The organism is Streptomyces sp. NPDC104831 (genome assembly GCF_055583025.1).
Window position 1 is genome coordinate 14,590 of sequence record NZ_JBVJOT010000015.1, and the last position, 21,839, is coordinate 36,428.

General features: G+C 73.4%; 19 protein-coding genes. 10 read left to right on the forward strand and 9 right to left on the reverse strand.

Annotation, left to right across the window (positions count from 1 at the left end; all coding sequences use genetic code 11):
• Positions 1-51 precede the first annotated feature (51 nt).
• On the forward strand, positions 52-276 hold the full coding sequence (locus ACZ63H_RS12970) for a hypothetical protein (protein ID WP_469864267.1): 225 nt from the start codon (positions 52-54) through the stop codon (positions 274-276).
• A 73-nt stretch (positions 277-349) separates the two neighbouring features.
• Here ACZ63H_RS12970 and ACZ63H_RS12975 read toward each other — a convergent pair whose 3' ends face one another.
• Both ACZ63H_RS12975 and ACZ63H_RS12980 read right to left on the reverse strand, forming a co-directional pair.
• Positions 350-1,048, reverse strand: coding sequence for a 4'-phosphopantetheinyl transferase family protein (locus ACZ63H_RS12975; protein ID WP_469864269.1), 699 nt, complete (start codon positions 1,046-1,048; stop codon positions 350-352).
• Positions 996-1,901 carry a metallophosphoesterase family protein gene (locus ACZ63H_RS12980; protein ID WP_467933109.1) on the reverse strand — a complete coding sequence of 302 codons (906 nt, stop codon included), beginning with the start codon at positions 1,899-1,901 and terminating at the stop codon, positions 996-998. Before ACZ63H_RS12980 ends, ACZ63H_RS12975 begins: the two co-directional genes overlap by 53 nt.
• Before the next feature lie 375 nt (positions 1,902-2,276).
• Between ACZ63H_RS12980 and ACZ63H_RS12985 the strand changes: the two genes are divergently transcribed.
• Complete coding sequence (locus tag ACZ63H_RS12985; protein ID WP_469864271.1) at positions 2,277-3,782, forward strand: MFS transporter; 1,506 nt, start codon at positions 2,277-2,279, stop codon at positions 3,780-3,782.
• Between the two features lie 177 nt (positions 3,783-3,959).
• Positions 3,960-5,081, forward strand: coding sequence for an ATP-grasp domain-containing protein (locus ACZ63H_RS12990; protein ID WP_469864273.1), 1,122 nt, complete (start codon positions 3,960-3,962; stop codon positions 5,079-5,081).
• A 250-nt stretch (positions 5,082-5,331) separates the two neighbouring features.
• Here the strand turns inward: ACZ63H_RS12990 and ACZ63H_RS12995 are convergent, their stop codons facing one another.
• The 7 genes from ACZ63H_RS12995 to ACZ63H_RS13025 all read right to left on the reverse strand — a co-directional run bounded on the left by ACZ63H_RS12995 (position 5,332) and on the right by ACZ63H_RS13025 (position 12,671).
• On the reverse strand, positions 5,332-6,669 hold the full coding sequence (locus ACZ63H_RS12995) for a 6-phospho-beta-glucosidase (RefSeq protein ID WP_469864275.1): 1,338 nt from the start codon (positions 6,667-6,669) through the stop codon (positions 5,332-5,334).
• 249 nt (positions 6,670-6,918) lie between these two features.
• Entirely contained in the window at positions 6,919-7,662 is a 744-nt protein-coding gene (locus tag ACZ63H_RS13000) for a class I SAM-dependent methyltransferase (protein WP_469864277.1), read from the reverse strand.
• A 537-nt stretch (positions 7,663-8,199) separates the two neighbouring features.
• Positions 8,200-9,450: an MFS transporter gene (locus ACZ63H_RS13005; protein WP_469864279.1), complete on the reverse strand. Its 1,251-nt coding sequence runs from the start codon at positions 9,448-9,450 to the stop codon at positions 8,200-8,202.
• Positions 9,447-10,034 carry a glycine-rich domain-containing protein gene (locus ACZ63H_RS13010; protein ID WP_469864281.1) on the reverse strand — a complete coding sequence of 196 codons (588 nt, stop codon included), beginning with the start codon at positions 10,032-10,034 and terminating at the stop codon, positions 9,447-9,449. Before ACZ63H_RS13010 ends, ACZ63H_RS13005 begins: the two co-directional genes overlap by 4 nt.
• 80 nt (positions 10,035-10,114) lie before the next feature.
• Positions 10,115-11,332 (reverse strand): hypothetical protein, encoded by a 1,218-nt coding sequence (locus ACZ63H_RS13015; RefSeq protein ID WP_469864438.1) that lies wholly within the window; start codon positions 11,330-11,332, stop codon positions 10,115-10,117.
• Between the two features lie 104 nt (positions 11,333-11,436).
• A complete protein-coding gene (locus ACZ63H_RS13020) occupies positions 11,437-11,592 on the reverse strand; it encodes a hypothetical protein (protein WP_469864283.1) in 156 nt (51 codons plus the stop codon).
• Between the two features lie 173 nt (positions 11,593-11,765).
• The gene (locus tag ACZ63H_RS13025) at positions 11,766-12,671 is read right to left on the reverse strand and encodes a helix-turn-helix domain-containing protein (protein WP_469864440.1); all 906 of its coding nucleotides are present in this window, start codon (positions 12,669-12,671) and stop codon (positions 11,766-11,768) included.
• A 146-nt stretch (positions 12,672-12,817) separates the two neighbouring features.
• On the opposite strand from ACZ63H_RS13025, the gene tkt reads away from it, so the two are divergent.
• The 7 genes from tkt (at position 12,818) to ACZ63H_RS13060 (ending at position 21,764) form a co-directional block, all read left to right on the forward strand.
• Positions 12,818-14,893, forward strand: a complete 2,076-nt coding sequence (tkt, locus tag ACZ63H_RS13030) for a transketolase (protein WP_469864285.1) — start codon at positions 12,818-12,820, stop codon at positions 14,891-14,893.
• Positions 14,894-14,983: 90 nt separating this feature from the next.
• A complete protein-coding gene (gene tal, locus ACZ63H_RS13035) occupies positions 14,984-16,129 on the forward strand; it encodes a transaldolase (RefSeq protein ID WP_469864287.1) in 1,146 nt (381 codons plus the stop codon).
• Complete coding sequence (zwf, locus tag ACZ63H_RS13040; protein WP_469864289.1) at positions 16,126-17,712, forward strand: glucose-6-phosphate dehydrogenase; 1,587 nt, start codon at positions 16,126-16,128, stop codon at positions 17,710-17,712. Before tal ends, zwf begins: the two co-directional genes overlap by 4 nt.
• Positions 17,709-18,635 (forward strand): glucose-6-phosphate dehydrogenase assembly protein OpcA, encoded by a 927-nt coding sequence (gene opcA / locus ACZ63H_RS13045; protein WP_469864291.1) that lies wholly within the window; start codon positions 17,709-17,711, stop codon positions 18,633-18,635. The genes zwf and opcA overlap by 4 nt, the downstream gene beginning before the upstream one ends.
• A gap of 1 nt (position 18,636) precedes the next feature.
• Positions 18,637-20,289 (forward strand): glucose-6-phosphate isomerase, encoded by a 1,653-nt coding sequence (pgi, locus tag ACZ63H_RS13050; protein ID WP_469864293.1) that lies wholly within the window; start codon positions 18,637-18,639, stop codon positions 20,287-20,289.
• Between the two features lie 2 nt (positions 20,290-20,291).
• Positions 20,292-21,170, forward strand: a complete 879-nt coding sequence (gnd, locus tag ACZ63H_RS13055) for a phosphogluconate dehydrogenase (NAD(+)-dependent, decarboxylating) (RefSeq protein ID WP_469864295.1) — start codon at positions 20,292-20,294, stop codon at positions 21,168-21,170.
• A 6-nt stretch (positions 21,171-21,176) separates the two neighbouring features.
• Positions 21,177-21,764 carry a histidine phosphatase family protein gene (locus ACZ63H_RS13060; protein ID WP_469864297.1) on the forward strand — a complete coding sequence of 196 codons (588 nt, stop codon included), beginning with the start codon at positions 21,177-21,179 and terminating at the stop codon, positions 21,762-21,764.
• The last annotated feature ends 75 nt before the right edge of the window (positions 21,765-21,839 follow it).

Genomic DNA, 21,839 nt, shown 5'->3' on the forward strand with positions numbered 1-21,839 from the left:
ACGGCGCCGCAGGGCGCGTGACCGTGACGCCTACCCGGGGAGAGCCGACCGATGCCCACCGCCGCACTGACCGACCGTGAGCGCACCGCCGTCCAGGCGTATCTGCGGCTGCTCCACACGGTGCGCGCCGCCCTCGACGGGCCGGGCGGCGGCCGGCCCGCCGTCGTCCCGCCCGCGGTGCTGGCCGAGGCCGAACAGGCGCTCGCGCACGCCGGGCTGGCCGGCAACGAGGCGGAGTTCTTCCGCCTGCTGCGCGACGGGTGCCCGCCGGTCTGACGGCCCGGCGCGCGCGGGACACCGGCCGCCGGGGCGCGAAGGGCGCCGTACGACGGGCGCGGGGCACCGGCCGTCAGGGGTGCGGGGACGCGGGCGCGTGCGGGACGACGACGGAGGTCGCCGCCACGCCGTCCCGGACGATCCACCGGCCCTCGAACACCTGCAGGCGCCGGCCGCCGACCAGCGGGCCGGGGACGAGGAGTTCGGCGCGCAGGGTGCCGCACGACTCGCCGCCGCTGTCCGGTTCCAGGGTGATGTCGGCCTCGGAGAAGTCCAGCCACTTGCGGGCGAGCGGGAACCACGCCTTGTAGACGGACTCCTTCGCGCTGAACAGGAGCCGGTCGAAGTGCACGGCGGGCCGGCGCAGGGCCAGCCGGCCGAGCCGCGCGGACTCGGCGGGCAGGAACACGGAGTCGCCGACGCCCTCCGGGAGCGGCCCGTGCGGTTCGGCGTCGATGCCGAGGGAGGCGAGGTCGGCGGCGCGGACCAGGGCGGCGGCGCAGTAGCCGTCGCAGTGGGTCATGCTGCCGACCAGCCCGGCCGGCCACAGCGGTGCGCCGCGCTCGCCGCTGAGCACGGCCTGCGCAGGCACGCCGAGCTTCTCCATGGCGCGCCGGGCGCAGCCGCGCACGGCGGCGAACTCACGGCGCCGCTTGGCCACCGCGCGCACGACGAGCGCCTCCTCCGCCGGATAGAGCGGGGTCTCCCACAGCGGGTCGTCAGCGTGTGCCTCCACGGCCACGACCGACTCCGGGAGCAGCTCCTCGATCACCTGCTTCGACCTCCATCGGCAGGATGCGGCGCAGCCGTCCCGGGGGATCCGGACGCTTGCGCCATTCGCGCGGGTAACCCACGGAGACCTCCATGAAGCGGACTCCGTCGTGCCAGGTGGTGCGGGGGATGTGCAGATGGCCGTAGACCATGGTGGCGACCCGGAACCGGCGGTGCCAGTCGGCGGTCAGCCCGGTGCCGCACCACATGGCGAACTCGGGGTGCCAGAGGATCTCGGTGGGGTGCCGGTCCAGCGGGTAGTGGTTGGCCAGCACGGTCGGCAGGTCCTCGGGCAGCTCGGCCAGCCGGCGCTCGGTCTCGGCGACCCGGGCCCGGCACCACGCCTCCCGGGTCGGGTAGGGGTCGGGGTGGAGCAGGAACTCGTCGTTGCAGACGATGCCCGTGCCCTCCGCGTAGGCCAGGCCCTCCGCCTTGGTGGCGCACCCGGCCGGCAGGAACGAGTAGTCGTACAGCAGGAACAGCGGGGCGACGACGGCCGGGCCGCCGGCGCCGCGCCACACGGGGTAGGGGTCCTCCGGGGTGACGACGCCCAGCTCCCGGCACACCTCGACCAGGTGTTCGTAGCGGGCGACGCCGCGCAGGGTGACCGGGTCCCTCGGGTGGGTCCACAGTTCGTGGTTGCCGGGCACCCACAGCACCTTGCGGAAGCGGCCGGCGAGCGTGCCGAGGGCCCAGCGGATGTCGGCGACGGTCTCCGCGACGTCGCCGGCCACGATCAGCCAGTCCTCGTCGCTCTCGGGCCGCATGGCCTCGACGAGGGCGCGGTTGTCCGGATAGCCGATGTGCAGGTCGCTGATGGCCAGCAGCTGTCCGGCACCTGCCGTCGACTCCACCCCGCCACCCCTTCCGATCATCCGATGTGACCACAAGAACACACCGACCCGGCCCGGGACAAGAGGCTTCTGGCCGGGCGTCAGCTGTCAGGAGTCGGTGGCGCCTTGACGCGCCAAGGTCGTTTTCCGGACACCGTCGAGGGGATGCGCGGGCGGATTCCGTCGGGGGTCCGGGTCGCGAGGGATCGCCGCTCCACCGTAGCGCGACCGTCCGGCCAGGCGCTCGTTCAGATCGTGCGCCGGAATGCTCCAGTCCGCCCACCGTCGTCGGCATGGCCGGATTCCGATGGCCTCATTGAGGGAAAGTTCGATCGTACGCAACTATGCGAACTGTCGTATGAGCTGGGCCGCTGCCCATGACCCGAAGGGCCGACCATGTCCCCCTCCCCCAGGCCGCACACGCAGCCGGCCGGCACCGGCCGGGCCCGGCCGGGCTGGAGCCTGGCGCTGCTGGCGCTCGCGCAGCTGATCTTCTCCCTCGACCTGAACATCGTGTTCGTCGCCCTGCCCGACATCGGCGCCGATCTGGACTTCCCCGGCCAGACCCAGCAACTGGTCGTCAGCGCCTACGTCGTGTTCGCCGGCGGCTTCCTGCTGCTCGGCGGCCGGGCCGCCGACCTGCTCGGCCGGCGCCGGATCTTCGTGCTCGCCCTCTCCGTGTACGCCGTCTCCTCGCTGGCCGGCGGACTGGCGGGCAGCCCGGAGATCATCGTCGCGGCGCGGGCGGTGCAGGGCATCGGCGGCGCGCTGCTGCTGCCGTCCACCCTGTCGCTGATCAACACCCTGTTCGAGGAGGGCCCCAGGCGGAACCGGGCGCTCGCCGTGTGGGGCGGGGCCGGGGCCAGCGGCCTGACCGTCGGCGCGCTGCTCGGCGGTCTGCTCACCGAGGCCTTCGGCTGGCCCGCCGTGTTCTTCGTCAACGTGCCGCTGGCCGGGCTCGTCGCCCTGGCCGCCGTGTTCGTCATCCCGCGCGACCCGGCGGGCTCCGCGGGCCGCCGGTTCGACCTGCCCGGCGCCCTGACCGTCACCGCCGGCGCCACCCTGCTCGTCTTCGCCCTGGTGGAGGGCCCGGAGTGGGGCTGGGCCTCCCCGGCGGTCATCGGCGCGGCCGTAGCCGCCTTCGTCTGCCTCGCCGCGTTCGCCGCGATCGAGTCCCGCAGCGCCGACCCGCTGATGCCGTTCCGGCTGTTCCGCAACCGCAGCCTGAGCGTGGCCATCACGGTGACGTTCCTGTACATGGCCACGTTCGGCACCCTGCCCTACTTCCTCACCGTGCTGCTGCAGTCGGTGCACGGCTTCAGCGCCCTGGAGACGGGGCTCGCGTTCCTCGTGCCCTCCGTCGCCATCGCCGCCGGCACCCAGCTCGGCGAGCGCATGACCACCCGGCTGGGCGCCCGCACCACGCTGATCGCGGGCTTCCTGGTGGGCGCCGTGGGCACCGCGGTCCTCTCCCTCGGGTTCGACGCGGACGCCGGCTACGGCATCGCGGTGCCCGGCCTGATCGTCTCCGGGGTGGGCCAGGGCATCGTGTGGACGGCGATGTGGATCGCCGCCGCCACCAAGATCGCGCCCGAGGAGCAGGGCATTGCCAACGGCATGGCCTCCACCACCCTCAACCTGGGCAACGCGATCGGTCTGGCCGTGCTCACCGCGCTCGCCGACGCCGGGACCGGCGGCAAGACCGGTGAGGCGCTGCGGGCCGCCACCGCGGACGGGGAGTTCCTGGTCGTCCTGCTCACGGCGGCCGGCATGGCCCTCGGCCTGCTGATCGCGCTGCGGCTGCCCCGAGCCCAGGCCGCCGGCGTTCCCGTCGCGGGTTCCCCGGAGGCCGCCGGGGAACCGGTCGCCGCGCCCGCCCCGGTGGCCGCCAAGAACCCCTGACGCACGGGGTGCGTCCTTAACACGCGCGTTGCACGAGGGGGTGCCGGTTGGCCGTATGATCGCCCCGACACCGGCGCCCCCGATCCCCTTTCGCACAGGGCCGTTTGGTGACCCTTTCACCCACCTGCCCGGGCACGGGCCGCTCCGCCTTGCCCGCACACCCGAAAGGCGGCCTGCATGCTCTCTCGCGTACGCGTCTGGCTCAACCGCACGTACGCGGAGAACGTGTTCTTCATGGAGCAGCTGCGGAGAAATCCCGGCGACCGCGCGGTCGAGATCCACGCCACGCACGGTGACCCGGACTCCCCCGTGCTGGCCGCCGCCGACACCGCCGAGCTGGAGCCGGAGGGCCTGTCCCCGGCCGCGTACGCCGAGTACGCCCTCGACCAGTGCGTCCGGCGCGGCATCGACGTGTTCGTGCCCCGGCTGCACCAGGCAGCCGTCGTGGCGCACCGGGCCGAGTTCGCGGCGGCCGGCACGGCGCTGCTGGCGCCGACGCCCGAGGCGGTCGCCGTGTTCGCGGACAAGGCGACGGCGTACGAGGCGGTGCGCTCGGTGGGCGTCCCGGTGCCGCCGTGGTGGCGGGTCCGGACGGCGGACGACCTGCTCGCGGCGGTGGAGGAGCTGGAGGCGGCCGGGCACCGGGCGTGCTTCAAGCCGGCCGCCGGCGCCGGCGGGACGGGCTTCCGGGTGATCACCCGGTCCCCCGTGTCGCTGCCGCAGCTCGGCGGCTTCCCGGGGCCGGACGTCCAGCTGGACCTGGTCGTGGACGCGCTGCGGCGGGCCGGGGAGCCGGTGGACTGGCTGGTGATGCCCCGCCTGGGGCAGCCCGAGGTGTCCGTGGACTGCCTGACCGGGCCGGACAACCGGGTACGGCTCGCGATCGGGCGCACCAAGAACGGCCGCCGCCGGGGCTTCACCCTGGACGAGCGGTGGCTGGCCCCGGCCCGGCTGATCGCCGAGGGCTTCGGGCTGCACCATCTGTCCAACATCCAGTTCCGGATGCTCGGCGACCGTCCCGTGCTGCTGGACGTCAACACCAGGCCCGCCGGAGGGCTGCATCAGCTGTCGCTCTGCGGGGTGAACGCGCCCTGGGCGGCCGTGCGGCTGGCGCTGGGCGAGGACCCCGGGGTGATCGAGCCGCCGTTCCTCGGGCAGGACTACACGGTGGTGGCGGGACCGCGCCCCCTGATGCCCGCCGGGCTGTCCCGGCAGCGGGTGGAGCCGGCCGAGCCGCTGCTCCCGGCGGTGCCGGCGCCCGCGCGGACGGCCTCGGCGGGTGAGGTGCTGCCGCTCTAGGCGGTGGCCTCACGACGGCGCCCGGCTCCTCCCGGCCGGTTGTCGCGCGGTACGGGCGCGGCGGCGCGGCGCGCGTCCGCCGTGCCCCTGATACCGCGCTCCGGGCGCCGGCGCACCGCGTCGCGGCGCACGCCGTGTCTCTTCGCGCGGGAGCCGCACCGGGCGGCGGGGCGGCCCGTAAGGGGGAGGAGCACCGGCCCCCTCACGGAGCAGGACCGCCGGCACCCGCGGGGCAGGCCCGCCGGCTCCGCTACCGCAGATACCCCAGCCCGGGGTGCGCGGCGGTGTACTCGTCCACCAGCCGGCGGGCGACGGTCACGGAGTCCACCAGCGGGTGCAGGGCGAACGCCTTGACCGCGGTCCCGCGGGAGCCCGACTCCGCCGCGGACAGCACCTGCCGCTCGACGTCCTTGACCGCGCAGACCAGTCCGGTGGCGTGGCCGGGCAGCGGGTCGGCGGCCAGGGGGTGCGCGCCGTCGGCGTCCACCAGGCACGGGACCTCGACGACGGCGTCCGCGTCGAGCACGTGGAGGGTCGAGCGGTTGCGGACGTTGAGGACGAGGGTGGTGCGCTCGTCCCGGGCGATGGCCCGCATCAGGGCGAGCGCGACCTTCTCGTAGCCGCCGGACAGGTCGTCCTCCTCCCGTTCGCCGGCGCCGGCGCTCTCCCGGTTCTCCGCCATGTAGGTCGCCTCGCGCTCGGCGCGGGTGCGGTCCCAGGCGCGCAGGGCGGAGCCGCCGGGGCGGGCCGCCTCGGCGTAGAAGCGGGCCTGCTGGTCGCGCAGGAAGGCGCCGCGGGTCCGCTCGGCCTCCTGGTAGGCGCGGACGGTCTCCCGGTTGAAGTAGTAGTAGTGCAGGTACTCGTTGGGGACGGCGCCGAGCGAGCGCAGCCAGTCGGCGCCGAACAGCCGCCCTTCCTCGAAGGAGCCGAGCAGGGCGGGATCGCCGAGCAGCCGGGGCAGTTCGTCGCGCCCGGCGACGCGCAGGCCGCGCACCCAGCCGAGGTGGTTGAGGCCGACGTAGTCGACGAAGGCCCGCTCCGGGTCGGCGCCGAGGACCCGGGCGATGCGGCGGCCGAGGCCCACCGGGGAGTCGCAGATGCCGATGACGCGGTCGCCGAGGTGGCGGGTCATGGCCTCGGTGACCAGGCCGGCCGGGTTGGTGAAGTTGATGACCCAGGCGTCCGGGGCGAGCCGGGCCACCCGCCGGGCGATGTCCACGGCGACGGGAACCGTGCGCAGTCCGTAGGCGATCCCGCCCGCGCCCACGGTCTCCTGGCCCAGCACGCCCGCCGCGAGCGCGATCCGCTCGTCCTCGGCCCGCCCCGCAAGCCCGCCGACGCGGATCGCGGAGAAGACGAAGTCGGCGCCGCGCAGGGCCTCGTCCAGGTCGGTGGTGGCGGACACCCCGGGCGCGTCGGGGATGCCCTCGGCCTGCTCCGCCAGCACCCGGGACACCGCGCGCAGCCGGGGCGCGTCCAGATCGTGCAGCACCACCTCGGTGACCCGCCCCTCGGCGTGGTCGGCCAGCAGCGCGCCGTACACCAGCGGCACCCGGAACCCGCCCCCACCCAGAATCGTCAGCCTCACGCCGGCACCTTCCTTCCCGCCCGCACCCTGCTTGTCTGCCGCACCCTTGGTAGCAGACGGGAGCCGCGCGGCTCGGCCACCGGGGTCCCCGGGACGGTGCCGTCCGGCCGGGAACGGCCGCCTGGGCGGCTCCCGGCCGGACGCGCGGCCCGGCCGTCCCGGTCCCGGGCCGGCCCTGTGCGCCGAGCGGCCGGCGGGCAGGGGCCCCGTGCCGCGCCTGGGCGGCGAGACCGCCCCGGCCGCCGCCGGTCAGGCGCGGCAGCGCAGCATCTCCAGCGGCGGGGAGGCGAGGAGGTCCGCCCAGAAGTCCTCGCCGAACTCGCGCAGGCCGGCTTCGGACACGCTCAGCGGAACCCACTCCAGCGCGCCGAACCCGGCCGCCCGCAGACACTCCTCGTACACCTCGCGGCGCGGGACCGTGCTGACGATGCTGATCGGCCGGGGTTCGAGGAGAGCCGTGACCCGCACCCGCGGACCCGCCTCGGCCTCCTCGCCGGTCGGCTCGCAGCGGAACCCGTACGCCTCCAGGGACGCGCAGTCGAACCGGTAGTCGGGCCGCTGGGCGAACACGAAGAGCCCTCCCCCCGGCACCAGGCCGCGGTGGATGGTGCGGCACATCCGCTCCAGCCCCGCGATGTCCTCGGCGTAATTGAGGCACTGCACTGCCACCGCGAGGTCGAAGCGCCGCCCGAGGGGCCGCAGTCCGGCCACGTCGCCGACCTCGTAGCGCACGCCCAGCGGTTCCCGCCGCTCGATCCCCCGCGCGGCGGCGATCATCTCGGCGGAGATGTCGACACCGAGGACGTCGGCGGCGCCACGCCGTTTGAACTCCCTGCTGTAGAACCCGGTGCCGCACGCCACGTCGAGCACCGACTTGCCGCGCACGTCCCCGACCATGCCGAGGAAGCTCGGCACCTCTCCGTACCGTATGAGCGGCAAGGACTTGAACCCCTCGAAGGCCTCGCCGATCTCGTCGTACTGCTGCACGCTCATGTGCGTCCCCCTCCAGTGCTCCGTCCGGTGTGCGGCCGCCCCGGTTCCGGGCGCGAAGGACCGGCTCCGGGGGCGAGGGCCCGCCGGGCCGCGGCCACGGCAGAGAGTCTTCACCGCCGAGGCCCGGCCGCCGTAGTGGCGGATGGCACGAGAAATCGGCCGGACGGATCCCTCATCACCCGGCACCCGCCGTTCGGACGATCCGCCGTCACCCCGGGGGCGCCGTCCGGAACCGGTGCGCGGCGCATCCCGCCCGTGGCCCGCGCGCCGGACGCGCCGTGCCGGGAGGCCGGCCGTTGCCGCATCCCGCAGACTCGGACGAGGCGACCGGTCCGTGGCGCCGGAAGGGGCAAAACCGTGCACGGTGTGCCGCTGTGGCTCTGGACGGTCGGGACGCCCGGCCGCCCGACGCGTGAGCGAGTCGCACGGCCCGCGGTCGCAGGGCTCTTCGAGGTGGGGACACGGCACCCCTGGGGCCGGCGGCCGGCCGCGCGGGGGCCGGGCCGAGGCGCGGCTCATGAGGCGTGCCCGCCGAAGTCACCATGCCGACCGGGGCGGTGCGCTGCGCAGGGCCACCGCGGGGATCACCGCGAGGGCGAGGACTCCCGCCGCCACCGCCAGAAACGGATAGCCGCTGCCGCTCACCACCAGGCCCGACACCATGCCGCCCGTCGCACCCGCCACGGACATGCCGACGTCGGCCAGGCCCTGCACCGTGGCGCGGGTCTCGGCGGGGGCGGCCCGGGTGAGCAGGGCGGTCCCGCCGACGAGGGCCAGGTTCCAGCCGATGCCGAGGAGGACGAGCGCGCACGCCGACAGGGCGACGGAGGCGGGCGGGGCGAGGCCCGCCAGCAGTCCGGCGAGCAGCAGGACGGCACCGGACGCCGCCGCCACGGGCCGGCCGCCGGCCCGGTCCGCGAGCAGGCCGCTGAGCGGCGACGGCAGGAACATCGCGCCCACGTGCAGGGCGATGACGAGACCGGCGCTCTGCGTTCCGTGGCCGTGGCCGGTCAGGTGCACGGGCGTCATGGTCATCACGGCGATCATCACCAGCTGCGCGGTGATCATCACGGTGGCACCGGTCACGACGCCGGAGACCCCGCGCGCCGTCCGGTGCGGCCCGGCACCCGGCGCGGCTCCCGCGCCGGGGCCGTCCGCGGCCGGGGGCGGCGCCAGGGGGCGCGGCCACGCCGACAGCACGAGGGCCGCCGCGGTGTAGGCGGCCGTCGCCAGCAGGAACGGTCCGGCCAGTCGCGGGATGCCCCAGGCGTGGGCGAGCGCGCCGGTGGGGCCGACGAGGTTGGGGCCCGCGACCGCGCCCAGGGTCATGGCGAACAGCACGGTGCCGGTGGCACGGCCGCGCCGTTCGGGCGGGGCCAGCTCGGCGCCCGCGTAGCGCGCGAGCAGCCCCGTGGCCGTGCCCGCCCCGTACACGAAGAGCGCGGCCAGCAGCAGGGCCGGCCGGTGGGCCGCGGCGCCCGCGACCACCCCCGCGCTGCCGGCGGCGGCCAGGCCGTTGCCGAGCGCCAGTCCGGCGCGGCGGCCCCGACGCTGGCAGACCCGTCCGAGGGCCGCGGCTCCGAGGGCCGCGCCCGTGGTGAACAGCGCGACCGGCAGCCCCGACAGGCTCGTCGAATCGAACAGGTCCCGGGCGAGCAGGGCGCCGACCGTGATGCCGGCCGCCATGCCGGCACCGCCGAGCACCTGCGAGACGACGAGCACCGTCAGCGCGCGGCCCGCCGCCCGGGAGGGAACCGGCCCGGCGCCGAGCGGTACCGTCCCGGTCACGCGCCCGTCCGCACCGGGTCCGGGTCCGCCGCCGCGGGCGGGCCGGACGTCCGCTCGCCGTCGGCCAGCGCCGCGATCTCCGCCGGGGACAGGCCGAGTTCGTCGCGCAGGAACCGTACGATCGTCCAGTGCGGCACGGCGTCCTCGTCGAAGGGGCCGAACGCGGCCGTGTACAGGGGGATCCAGCGCAGTGCCTCCTCGGCGGCCGTGGCCCGGCCGGGAGCCTCCTGGTAGGCACCGTAGGAGATGCTCCGGTGGTGAATGAACCGGCCGCCGGGCAGCCGCTGTTCGCACAGTTCCCGGTACTCGCGGGTCTGCAGGATGAGGTAGTGCCAGATCTCGTCGACGTGCTGCTCGACGGGGAGGAAGAGGCCACCGAGCCGGCCGGGGTGGCGGGAGACCAGGTACAGGTAGCGCAGGCACTCACGGACCTGGTGCCGTACGACGGTTTCGGAGGGGCTGTGGGGCCCGGCCAGGAAGTGCCGGACCACTTCGTCGTGCAGGGCGGGGCCGAGCAGTTCCTCCGCGGTGGGAGCCGGTCGGGCGGCGGTGCCGGAGGGGGCGGGCGCTGCGGGCGTGGGCATGGGAATCCTGTCGGGGGTCGTGGCGGGGGCCGGGCGGGTGCGCCCGCACCCCGGGCGGGGGGGCAGCCGCGGGCCGCGGGTCAGGACGGGTCGGGCGGGGTCAGCCAGGGGTACTTGCCGGAGCGCCCGATCGGGATGCGGGCGCGGTGCTCGACCCGGCAGGAGCGCCCGGTGAGGGCGGCGACGGACGCGGCGAGCCGGGCGGTCTCGTCGGGGGTGAGCGGTACGCCGTCGAAGGTGGTGTACGCCAGCCGGCACGCGTCCTCGCCGGCCGGGCGCAGTCGGTGGAGGAAGACGCGTTCGCTGACCTCGGCGATGCGGCCGTCCAGGTCGGCCTGGGCGACGGGGCCTTCGGGGGTGGGCAGGAGTTCCTTCTCCCGTCCGCAGAAGGACACGATCCGCTCCGGGTCGGCGCTGCCGTCGCGGGTGCGGACGCAGTCGCCGGAGCGGTAGCGCACCAGCGGCATGTACGGGTTGCGGACGCTGGTGACGATGAGGCTGTGGATGCCGCTGCCCGGGGCCACCGGGATCAGCTCCACGCTCATGTCCGTCAGGCAGGGCCGGTAGCCGCCCTCGGCGTCGCTGTGGAAGAGGTAGCCGAGTTCGGTGCTGCCGAAGAGGTCGACCACCGGGCAGTCGAAGTGGGACCGCAGGTAGGCCCGGACGTTCAGCGGGGTGTACTCGTAGGCGTGCACGATGCCCGCCGGGCGGGGGAAGCCGTCCCACAGGCCCCTGGCGCGGACCGCGCGCACGAGGTGGGCCAGGTGGTAGCCGGAGCAGTCCAGGAGGTAGGCGCCGTCGGGGTGGGCCCGGGCCACGTCCCGGATCTCGCCGAGCATGCGCTCGACGTCCTCGCGGTCCCAGTCGGCCGGGTCCAGGCGGCGGTTGAGGTACAGCGTGCGGTCGTCGAGCCAGCGTTCACCGGGGGTCGCGCCGGGCCTGCGGGCGTTGACGCGGGCGACGTGCTCGGTGGCCAGCACGGTGGTCAGCGAGACCCGCCGGGCCCCCTCGTGCCACGAGGCGCCGAGTTCGGGGTGCTCGCGCCAGAGGCGGTAGTAGGAGCGGAGCAGGAACAGGGGCGGCCGGATGAGCTGCATACGGGCGTGGTTGGTGCCCGTGGACAGCACGAATTCGGCCTCCCCCGTCTCCAGCGCGCGGGCCAGTCGCTCGGTCATCCAGTTGTCGGGGAAGCCCCGGGCGATCTCCGGCTTCTCCAGGATCGGGAAGTGGCCCCGCTCGACGGAGGCGCGGTAGATCGGGATGTCACGCACCTGCTCCAGGACTTCGGCGCTCGGCATGTGGTTCACGGGCTCTCCGGGGCGGTGTCGGCGGCGAAGGCGGTGGCCTGCCGGCGCGGTGAAGGCCGCGCCGCCGGACCGGGGTCGGCGGAGCGACCCGGGCGTCAGCGGGAGATACAGCCGCTCTTCGCCGTGACGCTGATGCAGCCGCTCTTGGGCGCGGCGCTGATGCAGCCGTCCTTCGCCCCCTCGGCGGAGTTGACGGCGACCCACCGCCGCCAGACGGATTCCTCGGTCATGCGCTGGATGAGCTGGTCCATGGGAAACCTCCGGAACGTACGAGATTTAACGTTTCTGCATGCACGGACGACCCGGGGCGCTGACGCTCGCCCCTCGCCACCGAAGGTAAAGAGATGGTCAATCAACAGTCAATAGACGGTAGGGCGGTTGGCCGGAAACGCACCCCGCCGCGAACGCGCACCCGCGCCCGGCCTCAGCGCAGGTCCGCCCGGAAGGCCACCGGCGTCTGACCGGTGTGCAGCTGGAAGAACTTGGAGAAGTTGGCCGCGTCGGGAAAGCCCACGGCCACCCCCACGCGGCCGATCGGCATCTCCGTGTGGGCGAGGAGGCGCTTGGCCTCCAGGACGACCCGCTTGTCGATGAAGCCCTTGGGGGTCTCGCCGGTGGCGGCGCGGACGGCGCGCACCAGGGTGCGCCGGGAGTAACCGAGCGCGTCGGCGTAGGCGCTGACGCTGTGGTTGGTGGCGAAGCCCTGCTCGACGGCGGCCCGGAAGCGGGTGAAGGTGCTGTCGGCGTGCTGCGGGGAGGTCTCGGCGGAGCTGGCGGCGAGATGGGCGAGGCGCAGCAGGAACGCGGTCAGCGCGTGCCGCAGGACGGCCGTGTGCAGACTGAGCGGGAGCGTGGCGGTGTCCTCGTACTCCCGGCGGAGCTGGTCGAGGGCGGCCTGGAGCGCGGTGAGCTGCGCCGGGCCGGGGTGCAGCAGCGGCGGCAGGTCGTAGCGGTACAGGCCCGTCGCCTCGACGGTGGAGCGGGGCAGGAAGCCGGGTTGCATGGTCAGGACGGTTCCGCGGTACCCGGACTCCCGGGAGAAGCGGTGGACCTGTCCGGGGCGGATCCACAGCAGGTCGCCGGCGCCGGCCTCGTACTCGGCGAAGTCGATCATGTGCCGTACGGGGCCGCCGGTGAAGAGCATGACCACGTGGAAGTCGATGCGGTGGACGCGATGAAGGGGGGCCTCGGCATGCCAGGTGCGGTCGGTGCCCATGGGGCCGACCTGCATGCCGACGCCACCGACGGCCAACTCGGCCGGGAAGGGGAAGGTTCTGATCCCGTCGCCGCCGGTCCGGTCGTCGCCCGTCTGGCCCATCATGCCCGCCATGTCCTCTTCGTACCGTTCCTGTGGTGCGATCACTGTCCCAGATTCACCACAGGCTGACACACCCCGACCTTTCCCCGAAAAAGTCAGACTTTTAAGTTTGAACACGTCAGGCCAGCCATCCCGCACTCAACGAGGACTTCTTGAAGATGACGACGCAGACTTCCGACGGCTTCGAGTGGACCGACCTCGACCGGCGTGCCGTGGACACGGCGCGGCTTCTGGCGGCCGACGCGGTGCAGAAGGTGGGCAACGGGCACCCCGGCACCGCGATGAGCCTGGCACCTGCCGCGTACACGATCTTTCAGAAGGTGATGCGGCACGACCCGGCGGACCCCGAGTGGACCGGCCGTGACCGCTTCGTCCTCTCCCCCGGCCACACCTCGCTGACCCTCTACACCCAGCTCTACCTCGCCGGGTACGAGCTGGAGCTGGACGACCTGAAGGCGTTCCGCACGCACGGCTCGAAGACGCCGGGCCACCCGGAGTACGGCCACACCGCCGGGGTGGAGACCACCACCGGCCCGCTCGGCCAGGGCGTGGCCAACGCCGTGGGCATGGCGATGGCGGCCCGCTACGAGCGCGGCCTGTTCGACCCGGAGGCGCCGGCCGGCACCTCCCCCTTCGACCACACCATCTGGGCGATCGTCTCCGACGGCGACCTCCAGGAGGGCGTCTCCGCCGAGGCGTCCTCGCTGGCCGGCCACCAGAAGCTCGGCAACCTGGTCTTCCTCTACGACGACAACCACATCTCCATCGAGGGCGACACCGCGACCGCCTTCTCCGAGGACGTGCTGAAGCGGTACGAGGCATACGGCTGGCACACCCAGCGGATCGAGCCGACCGCCGAGGGCGACATCGACGCCCCCGCCCTGTACCGGGCGCTCAAGGCCGCGCAGGCCGAGACCGGGCGGCCCTCGATCATCGCGATGCGCACGATCATCGCCTGGCCCGCCCCGAACGCGCGGAACACCGAGGCCTCCCACGGCTCCGCCCTCGGCGAGGAGGAGATCGCCGCCACCAAGCGCCTGCTGGGCTTCGACGCGGAGCAGACCTTCGAGGTGGCCGACGAGGTGCTGAAGCACACCCGCCGGGCCCTGGACCGGGGCGCCGAGGCGCACGCCGCCTGGGACAAGCGGATCGCCGAGTGGCGTACCGCCCGGCCCGAGCGGGCCGAGCTGTTCGACCGGGTGAGCAAGGGCGAGCTGCCCGCGGGCTGGGAGGACGCCCTGCCCGTCTTCGAGGAGGGCAAGGCGGTCGCCACCCGTGCCGCCTCCGGCAAGGTGCTCCAGGCCCTCGGCCCCGTGGTCCCCGAGCTGTGGGGCGGCTCCGCCGACCTGGCCGGCTCCAACAACACCACCATCGACAAGACCAGCTCCTTCCTGCCGGCGGGCAACCCGCTGCCCGAGGCCGACCCGTACGGCCGTACCGTGCACTTCGGCATCCGCGAGTTCTCCATGGCCGCGGAGATGAACGGCATCGCCCTGCACGGCAACACCCGGATCTACGGCGGCACCTTCCTCGTCTTCTCCGACTACATGCGCAACGCCGTGCGGATGTCGGCCCTGATGCAGCTGCCGGTGACGTACGTGTGGACGCACGACTCCATCGGCCTCGGCGAGGACGGCCCCACCCACCAGCCGGTCGAGCACCTGGCCTCGCTGCGCGCCATCCCCGGGCTGAACGTCGTCCGCCCGGCCGACGCCAACGAGACCGCGATCGCCTGGGCCGAGATCCTGAAGAGGCACGCCACGCACCCCGCCCCGCACGGGCTCGCGCTGACCCGCCAGGGCGTGCCGGTGTACGCGCCGAACGAGGACGCGGCCAAGGGCGGCTACGTCCTGCGCGAGTCCTCGACGGAGGTCCCGGAGGTGATCATCATCGCGACGGGCTCCGAGGTGCACCTGGCCGTGGCCGCGCGCGAGCTGCTGGAGGCCGAGGGGACCGGCACCCGGGTGGTGTCGATGCCGTCCGTGGAGTGGTTCGAGGAGCAGCCGCGCGAGTACCGCGAGCGGGTGCTGCCGCCCGCCGTGAAGGCCCGCGTCGCCGTGGAGGCCGGGATCGGCCTGACCTGGTACCGCTACGTCGGCGACGCCGGCCGCCTCGTCTCCCTGGAGCACTTCGGTGCCTCCGCGGACGCGAAGACCCTGTTCGCCGAGTACGGCTTCACCCCCGAGAACGTCGCCGCGACGGCCCGCGAGTCGCTCGCCGCCGCGCGCGCCTGATCCCCGCGCGACCGCGCGCCTCCCGTCGAGGCGCGCGGCGCGCCCCCTTACGGCGCACACCGCGCCCGATACCGACGCAGAAGTAGAAAGATGAGCACAGTGACCGAAGCAATCGCGACCCCGGGAGCCCTCAAGCGCCTCGCCGACGAGGGCGTGTCGATCTGGCTGGACGACCTGTCGCGCAAGCGGATCACCTCGGGCAGCCTCGCCGAGCTGGTGGCGAGCGGAAGCGCCGTCGGTGTCACCACGAACCCGTCCATCTTCCAGGCCGCCATCGGCTCCGGGGAGGGCTACGAGGAGCAGCTCGCCGACCTCGCGGTCCGCGGCGTCACGGTCGACGAGGCCGTACGCATGATGACCACCGCCGACGTGCGCGACGCCGCCGACGTCCTGCGGGACGTGTACGACGCCACGGGCGGCCGGGACGGCCGGGTCTCCATCGAGGTCGACCCGCGTCTGGCCCACGACACCGGGGCCACCGTCGCCGAGGCCAGGCAGCTGGCCTGGCTGGTCGACCGCCCCAACGTGATGATCAAGATTCCCGCGACCCGGGCCGGCCTGCCCGCGATCACCGAGGTGATCGGCCTCGGCATCAGCGTCAACGTGACCCTGATCTTCTCCCTGGAGCGCTACCGCGAGGTCATGGCCGCCTACCTGGCCGGCCTGGAGAAGGCCCGTGAGCGGGGTGTCGACCTGTCCACCATCCACTCGGTGGCCTCCTTCTTCGTCTCCCGCGTGGACAGCGAGATCGACAAGCGGCTGACCGCCCTCGGCACCGACGAGGCCCTGGCCCTCAAGGGCCGCGCGGCCCTCGCCAACGCCCGCCTGGCCTACGAGGCGTACGAGGAGGTCTTCGCCTCCGCCCGCTGGCAGGCCCTCCAGGAGGCGGGCGCCAACAGGCAGCGTCCGCTGTGGGCCTCCACCGGCGTGAAGGACCCCGCGTACAAGGACACCCTGTACGTGGACGAGCTGGTCGCGCCCGGCACGGTCAACACCATGCCCGAGGCCACCCTGAACGCCGTCGCCGACCACGGCGAGATCACCGGCGACACGGTGACCGGCGGCTACGACCGGGCCCGCGCCGACCTGGCCGCCGTCGAGCGGCTCGGCATCTCCTACGACGAGGTCGTCCAGCAGCTGGAGGACGAGGGCGTCGCCAAGTTCGACGCGGCCTGGCAGGAGCTGCTGGACGCCGTCGCCACGTCCCTGAAGAGCAAGGGAGCTGACGCCCGATGACCGACAACGCCCCCGCCGCCCAGGCATCCGACCAGGTGCCGGTGCCGGTGATCCCGGCCGCCGACTGGGCCAACCCGCTGCGTGACACCCGCGACCGCCGCCTGCCCCGTATCGCCGGGCCGTCGGGCCTGGTCATCTTCGGGGTGACCGGCGACCTGTCCCGCAAGAAGCTGATGCCGGCGGTCTACGACCTGGCCAACCGCGGACTGCTGCCGCCGGGCTTCTCCCTCGTCGGGTTCGCCCGCCGCGAGTGGGAGGACCAGGACTTCGCGCAGGTCGTCCACGACTCCGTGCGCGAGCACGCCCGCACCCCGTTCCGCGAGGAGGTGTGGCAGCAGCTCGCCGAGGGCATGCGGTTCATCCCCGGCGACTTCGACGACGACACCGCCTTCAAGCAGCTGAAGGACGCCGTCGACGAGCTGGACGCCTCCCGGGGCACCGGCGGCAACTTCGCCTTCTACCTCTCGGTGCCGCCGAAGTTCTTCCCGAAGGTCGTGCAGCAGCTGAAGAAGCACGGCCTGGCGAACCCGCCCGAGGGTTCCTGGCGCCGCGCGGTCATCGAGAAGCCGTTCGGGCACGACCTGGCGAGCGCCTGCGACCTCAACGCGATCGTGCACGAGGTGTTCGAGCCGGACCAGGTGTTCCGCATCGACCACTACCTCGGCAAGGAGACCGTCCAGAACATCCTGGCGCTGCGCTTCGCCAACCAGATGTACGAGCCGATCTGGAACCGGTCCTACGTCGACCACGTCCAGATCACCATGGCCGAGGACATCGGCATCGGCGGCCGGGCCGGCTACTACGACGGCATCGGCGCCGCCCGCGACGTCATCCAGAACCACCTGCTCCAGCTGATGGCGCTCACCGCCATGGAGGAGCCGATCGCGTTCGACGCCGAGGCGCTGCTCACCGAGAAGCTGAAGGTGCTGAAGTCGGTGCGGCTGCCGGAGGACCTGGGCCGGCACACCGTGCGCGGCCAGTACGCGGCCGGCTGGCAGGGCGGCGAGAAGGTCGTCGGCTATCTGGAGGAGGACGGCATCGACCCCAAGTCGAAGACCGACACCTTCGCCGCGATCAAGCTGGGCATCGACAACCGCCGCTGGGCCGGGGTGCCCTTCTACCTGCGCACCGGCAAGCGGCTGGGCCGCCGGGTCACCGAGATCGCGGTCGTCTTCAAGCGGGCCCCGCACTCCCCGTTCGACTCCACCGCCACCGAGGAGCTGGGCCAGAACGCCATCGTCATCCGGGTCCAGCCCGACGAGGGCATGACCGTCCGGTTCGGGTCGAAGGTGCCGGGCACCTCGATGGAGATCCGGGACGTGTCGATGGACTTCGCCTACGGCGAGTCGTTCACCGAGTCGAGCCCGGAGGCGTACGAGCGGCTCATCCTGGACGTGCTGCTCGGCGACGCCAACCTCTTCCCGCGCCACCAGGAAGTGGAGGAGTCCTGGAAGATCCTCGACCCGATCGAGGAGTACTGGGCGGCACACGGCAGGCCCGCGCAGTACGCGTCGGGCAGCTGGGGACCGAGGGAAGCCGACGAGATGCTCGCACGAGACGGACGGAGCTGGCGCAGGCCATGAAGATCGACCTGACCGACACCACGGCAAGCAAGATCAACAAGGCGTTGGTGCAGGGCCGCCGCGCCATCGGGACGCCCGCCGTGGGCATGGTCCTGACGATGGTCATCGTCACGGACGAGGAGAACGCCTACGACTCGATCAAGGCCGCCGAGGACGCCTCGCGCGAACACCCCTCGCGGACCCTGGTCGTCATCAAGCGGCACGCCCGCACGCTGCGCGACCGCACCCACTCCCGGCTGGACGCCGAGGTGCGGGTCGGCTCCGAGGCCGGCACCGGCGAGACGGTGGTGCTGCGCACCTACGGCGAGGTGTCCGACCACGCCGACTCGGTGGTGCTGCCGCTGCTGCTGCCGGACGCCCCGGTCGTCGTGTGGTGGCCGGTGGAGGCCCCCGAGGCCCCCGCCAAGGACCCGCTGGGCGCTCTCGCCCAGCGCCGGATCACCGACCTGTACGCCGTCGACCGGCCGCTGGAGGTCCTGGACTCCCGCGCCCGCTGCTACGCGCCCGGCGACACCGACCTGGCCTGGACCCGGCTGACGCTGTGGCGGTCGATGCTGGCCGCCGCCCTGGACCAGGCCCGGGTGCCGATCACGTCGGCGACCGTGGAGGCGGAGGCCGAGAACCCCAGCGCCGAGCTGCTCGCGCGCTGGCTCCAGGCCCGCCTGAAGGTGTCCGTGGACCGGGTGCACAGCGCCGGCCCGTTCGTGACGGCCGTCCGCCTCGGCACCGCGAACGGCGAGATCGTCGTGGACCGGCCCGAGGGCCCGCTGGCCACGCTGACCCTGCCCGGCCAGCCGCCGCGCACCCTCGCCCTGAAGGTCCGCGCCACCTCCGAACTCATCGCCGAGGAGCTGCGCCGCCTCGACGCCGACGAGATGTACGCCATCGCCCTCACGGGCGAGGCCCCCAAGGAGAACGCCTGAGATGGCAGAGTTCCCGAAGCTCACCCACCGCCCGGAGTGGACGGCGCTCGCCGACCACCGCGCCCAGGGCCGCCCGCACCTGCGCGAGCTGTTCGCGGCGGACCCCGGCCGCGCCGAGCGGTACGTCGTACGGGTCGGCGACCTGTACATCGACTACAGCAAGCACCTGATCACCGACGAGACCCTGGCCCTGCTCCAGGAACTCGCCACCGCCACCGGTGTGTTCGCGCTGCGGGACGCCATGTTCCGCGGCGAGCGGATCAACGTCACCGAGGACCGGGCGGTGCTGCACACCGCGCTGCGCGCCCCCCGGGACGCCGTGATCGAGGTCGACGGCGAGAACGTGGTGCCGAAGGTGCACGCCGTCCTGGACAGGATGGCCCACTTCGCCGACCGGGTCCGCTCCGGCGAGTGGACCGGGCACACCGGCCGGCCGATCCGCAATGTCGTCAACATCGGCATCGGCGGCTCCGACCTCGGCCCCGCGATGGCCTACGAGGCGCTGCGCCCCTACACCGCGCGCGAGTTGACCTTCCGGTTCGTGTCGAACGTGGACGGGGCCGACCTGCACGAGGCGATCCGCGACCTGGACCCGGCGCAGACGCTGTTCATCGTCGCGTCCAAGACGTTCACGACGATCGAGACGATCACGAACGCCACCTCGGCGCGCTCCTGGCTGCTGGACGCCTTCGACGGCGACGAGAAGGCCGTGGCGAAGCACTTCGTGGCGCTGTCCACGAACGCCGGGAAGGTCGCCGACTTCGGCATCGACACGGACAACATGTTCGAGTTCTGGGACTGGGTCGGCGGGCGGTACTCGTACGACTCCGCGATCGGCCTGTCCCTGATGATCGCGATCGGGCCGGACCGGTTCCGGGAGATGCTCGACGGCTTCCGGCTCGTCGACGACCACTTCCGCACCGCGCCCACCGAGGCCAACGCGCCGCTGCTGCTGGGCCTGCTCGGCATCTGGTACGGCAACTTCCACGACGCCCAGTCGCACGCGGTGCTGCCGTACTCGCACTACCTGTCGAAGTTCACCGCCTACCTCCAGCAGCTCGACATGGAGTCCAACGGCAAGTCGGTGCAGCGCGACGGCCACCCGGTGGACTGGCAGACCGGGCCGGTGGTCTGGGGCACGCCCGGCACCAACGGGCAGCACGCCTACTACCAGTTGATCCACCAGGGCACCAAGCTGATCCCGGCGGACTTCATCGGCTTCGCCCGGCCCATCGGCGAGCTGAGCGGGGAACTCAAGGCCCAGCACGACCTGCTGATGGCCAACTTCTTCGCCCAGACCCAGGCGCTCGCCTTCGGCAAGACGGCCGAGGAGGTCCGCGCCGAGGGCGTCGCCGAGGAGCAGGTGGCGCACCGCACCTTCCGCGGCGACCACCCCACCACCACGATCCTGGCGACCGAGCTGACCCCGTCCGTGCTCGGCCAGCTGATCGCCCTCTACGAACACAAGGTGTTCGTCCAGGGCGCGGTGTGGAACATCGACTCCTTCGACCAGTGGGGCGTGGAACTGGGCAAGGTCCTCGCCAAGCGCGTCGAGCCCGCGCTCACCGAGGGCACCGACGTGCCCGGTCTCGACCCGTCCAGCACGGCCCTCGTCGCCGCCTACCGCACTCTCAAGAACGCATCGGAGAACTGATCATGCAGCTCGGTCTCATCGGTCTCGGCAAGATGGGCGGCAACATGCGCGAGCGCATCCGCCGCGCCGGCCACACCGTCATCGGCTACGACCGCAACCCGGAGGTCTCCGACGTCAAGAGCCTCGCCGAACTGGTCGAGAAGCTCGACGCGCCCCGCCATGTGTGGGTGATGGTCCCGGCCGGCACCGCCACCCAGACCGTCATCGACGAACTCGGCGACCTGCTCTCCCCCGGCGACACCGTCATCGACGGCGGCAACTCCCGCTGGACGGACGACGAGAAGCACGCCGCCGCGCTCGGCATCAAGGGCATCGGCTTCGTCGACGCCGGTGTCTCCGGCGGCGTGTGGGGCCTGGAGAACGGCTACGCGCTCATGGTCGGCGGCGAGAAGGAGAACGTGGACCGGCTGCGGCCGATCTTCGACGCGCTCAAGCCGGAGGGCCCGTACGGCTACGTCCACGCGGGCCGGGTCGGCGCCGGGCACTTCTCCAAGATGGTCCACAACGGCATCGAGTACGCCATGATGCAGGCCTACGCCGAGGGCTGGGAACTGCTGGAGAAGGTGCACTCCGTGGAGAACGTCCGCGAGGTGTTCCGCTCCTGGCAGGAGGGCACGGTCATCCGGTCCTGGCTGCTGGACCTCGCGGTCAACGCCCTGGACGAGGACGAGCACCTGGAGGATCTGCGCGGTTACGCGGAGGACTCCGGCGAGGGACGCTGGACGGTGGAGGCGGCCATCGACAACGCCGTGCCGCTGCCCGCGATCACCGCGTCCCTCTTCGCGCGGTTCGCCTCCCGGCAGGACGACTCCCCGCAGATGAAGATGATCGCCGCGCTGCGCAACCAGTTCGGCGGCCACGCGGTCGAGAAGAAGGGCTGACCCGCCGTGGGGGACCTGCTGCTGGTCCGCCACGGTGAGACGGAGTGGAGCAGGTCGGGACAGCACACCAGCTGGACCGACCTGCCGCTGACCGGGCACGGCGAGGAACAGGCCAAGTCCCTCGCCCCGCTCCTCACCGGCCGGACCTACGCCCGTGCGCTGTCCAGCCCGCTGGGCCGCGCGCTGCGCACCGCCGAACTGGCCGGCATACCCGGGGTCGAGCCCGACCCCGACCTGCACGAGTGGGACTACGGCGGCTACGAGGGCGTCACCACCGTCGACATCCACCGCACCCGCCCGGACTGGGACCTGTGGACCGACGGCGTCCCGCCCGGCCCCGAGGGGCACCCCGGGGAGTCCCCGGCCGCGATCGGCGCCCGCGCCGACCGGGTGCTGGCCCGGGTGGCGGCGGACCTGGCCGAGGGGGACGTGGTCCTCGTCGCCCACGCCCACTTCCTGCGCGTCCTCACCGCCCGCCGCCTGGGCCTGCCGCCCGCCGACGGCCGCCTGTTCCAGCTGGCCACGGCCACGGTCAGCCGCCTGTCCACGGAACACGGCCACCCGGTGATCGCGGAGTGGAACGTCCGGCCGTGATCGCCTGTTCGCCGCCTCCGGGCCCCGGCCGGGAGGCGGCGAACAGGGCCTCAGCCCGTGTCCCGGTGCCGCCGG

Bases quoted from the DNA above. Each gene is read 5' to 3' on its own strand.
- ACZ63H_RS13020 (WP_469864283.1), bottom strand. From the start codon at position 11,592: ATGGACCAGCTCATCCAGCGCATGACCGAGGAATCCGTCTGGCGGCGG.
- ACZ63H_RS13000 (WP_469864277.1), bottom strand. From the start codon at position 7,662: ATGAGCGTGCAGCAGTACGACGAGATCGGCGAGGCCTTCGAGGGGTTC.
- pgi (WP_469864293.1), top strand. From the start codon at position 18,637: ATGGCAGAGTTCCCGAAGCTCACCCACCGCCCGGAGTGGACGGCGCTC.
- ACZ63H_RS13025 (WP_469864440.1), bottom strand. From the start codon at position 12,671: ATGGCGGGCATGATGGGCCAGACGGGCGACGACCGGACCGGCGGCGAC.
- gnd (WP_469864295.1), top strand. From the start codon at position 20,292: ATGCAGCTCGGTCTCATCGGTCTCGGCAAGATGGGCGGCAACATGCGC.
- ACZ63H_RS12990 (WP_469864273.1), top strand. From the start codon at position 3,960: ATGCTCTCTCGCGTACGCGTCTGGCTCAACCGCACGTACGCGGAGAAC.
- ACZ63H_RS12985 (WP_469864271.1), top strand. From the start codon at position 2,277: ATGTCCCCCTCCCCCAGGCCGCACACGCAGCCGGCCGGCACCGGCCGG.
- ACZ63H_RS13010 (WP_469864281.1), bottom strand. From the start codon at position 10,034: ATGCCCACGCCCGCAGCGCCCGCCCCCTCCGGCACCGCCGCCCGACCG.
- tkt (WP_469864285.1), top strand. From the start codon at position 12,818: ATGACGACGCAGACTTCCGACGGCTTCGAGTGGACCGACCTCGACCGG.
- tal (WP_469864287.1), top strand. From the start codon at position 14,984: ATGAGCACAGTGACCGAAGCAATCGCGACCCCGGGAGCCCTCAAGCGC.
- ACZ63H_RS13015 (WP_469864438.1), bottom strand. From the start codon at position 11,332: ATGCCGAGCGCCGAAGTCCTGGAGCAGGTGCGTGACATCCCGATCTAC.
- opcA (WP_469864291.1), top strand. From the start codon at position 17,709: ATGAAGATCGACCTGACCGACACCACGGCAAGCAAGATCAACAAGGCG.
- ACZ63H_RS12970 (WP_469864267.1), top strand. From the start codon at position 52: ATGCCCACCGCCGCACTGACCGACCGTGAGCGCACCGCCGTCCAGGCG.
- zwf (WP_469864289.1), top strand. From the start codon at position 16,126: ATGACCGACAACGCCCCCGCCGCCCAGGCATCCGACCAGGTGCCGGTG.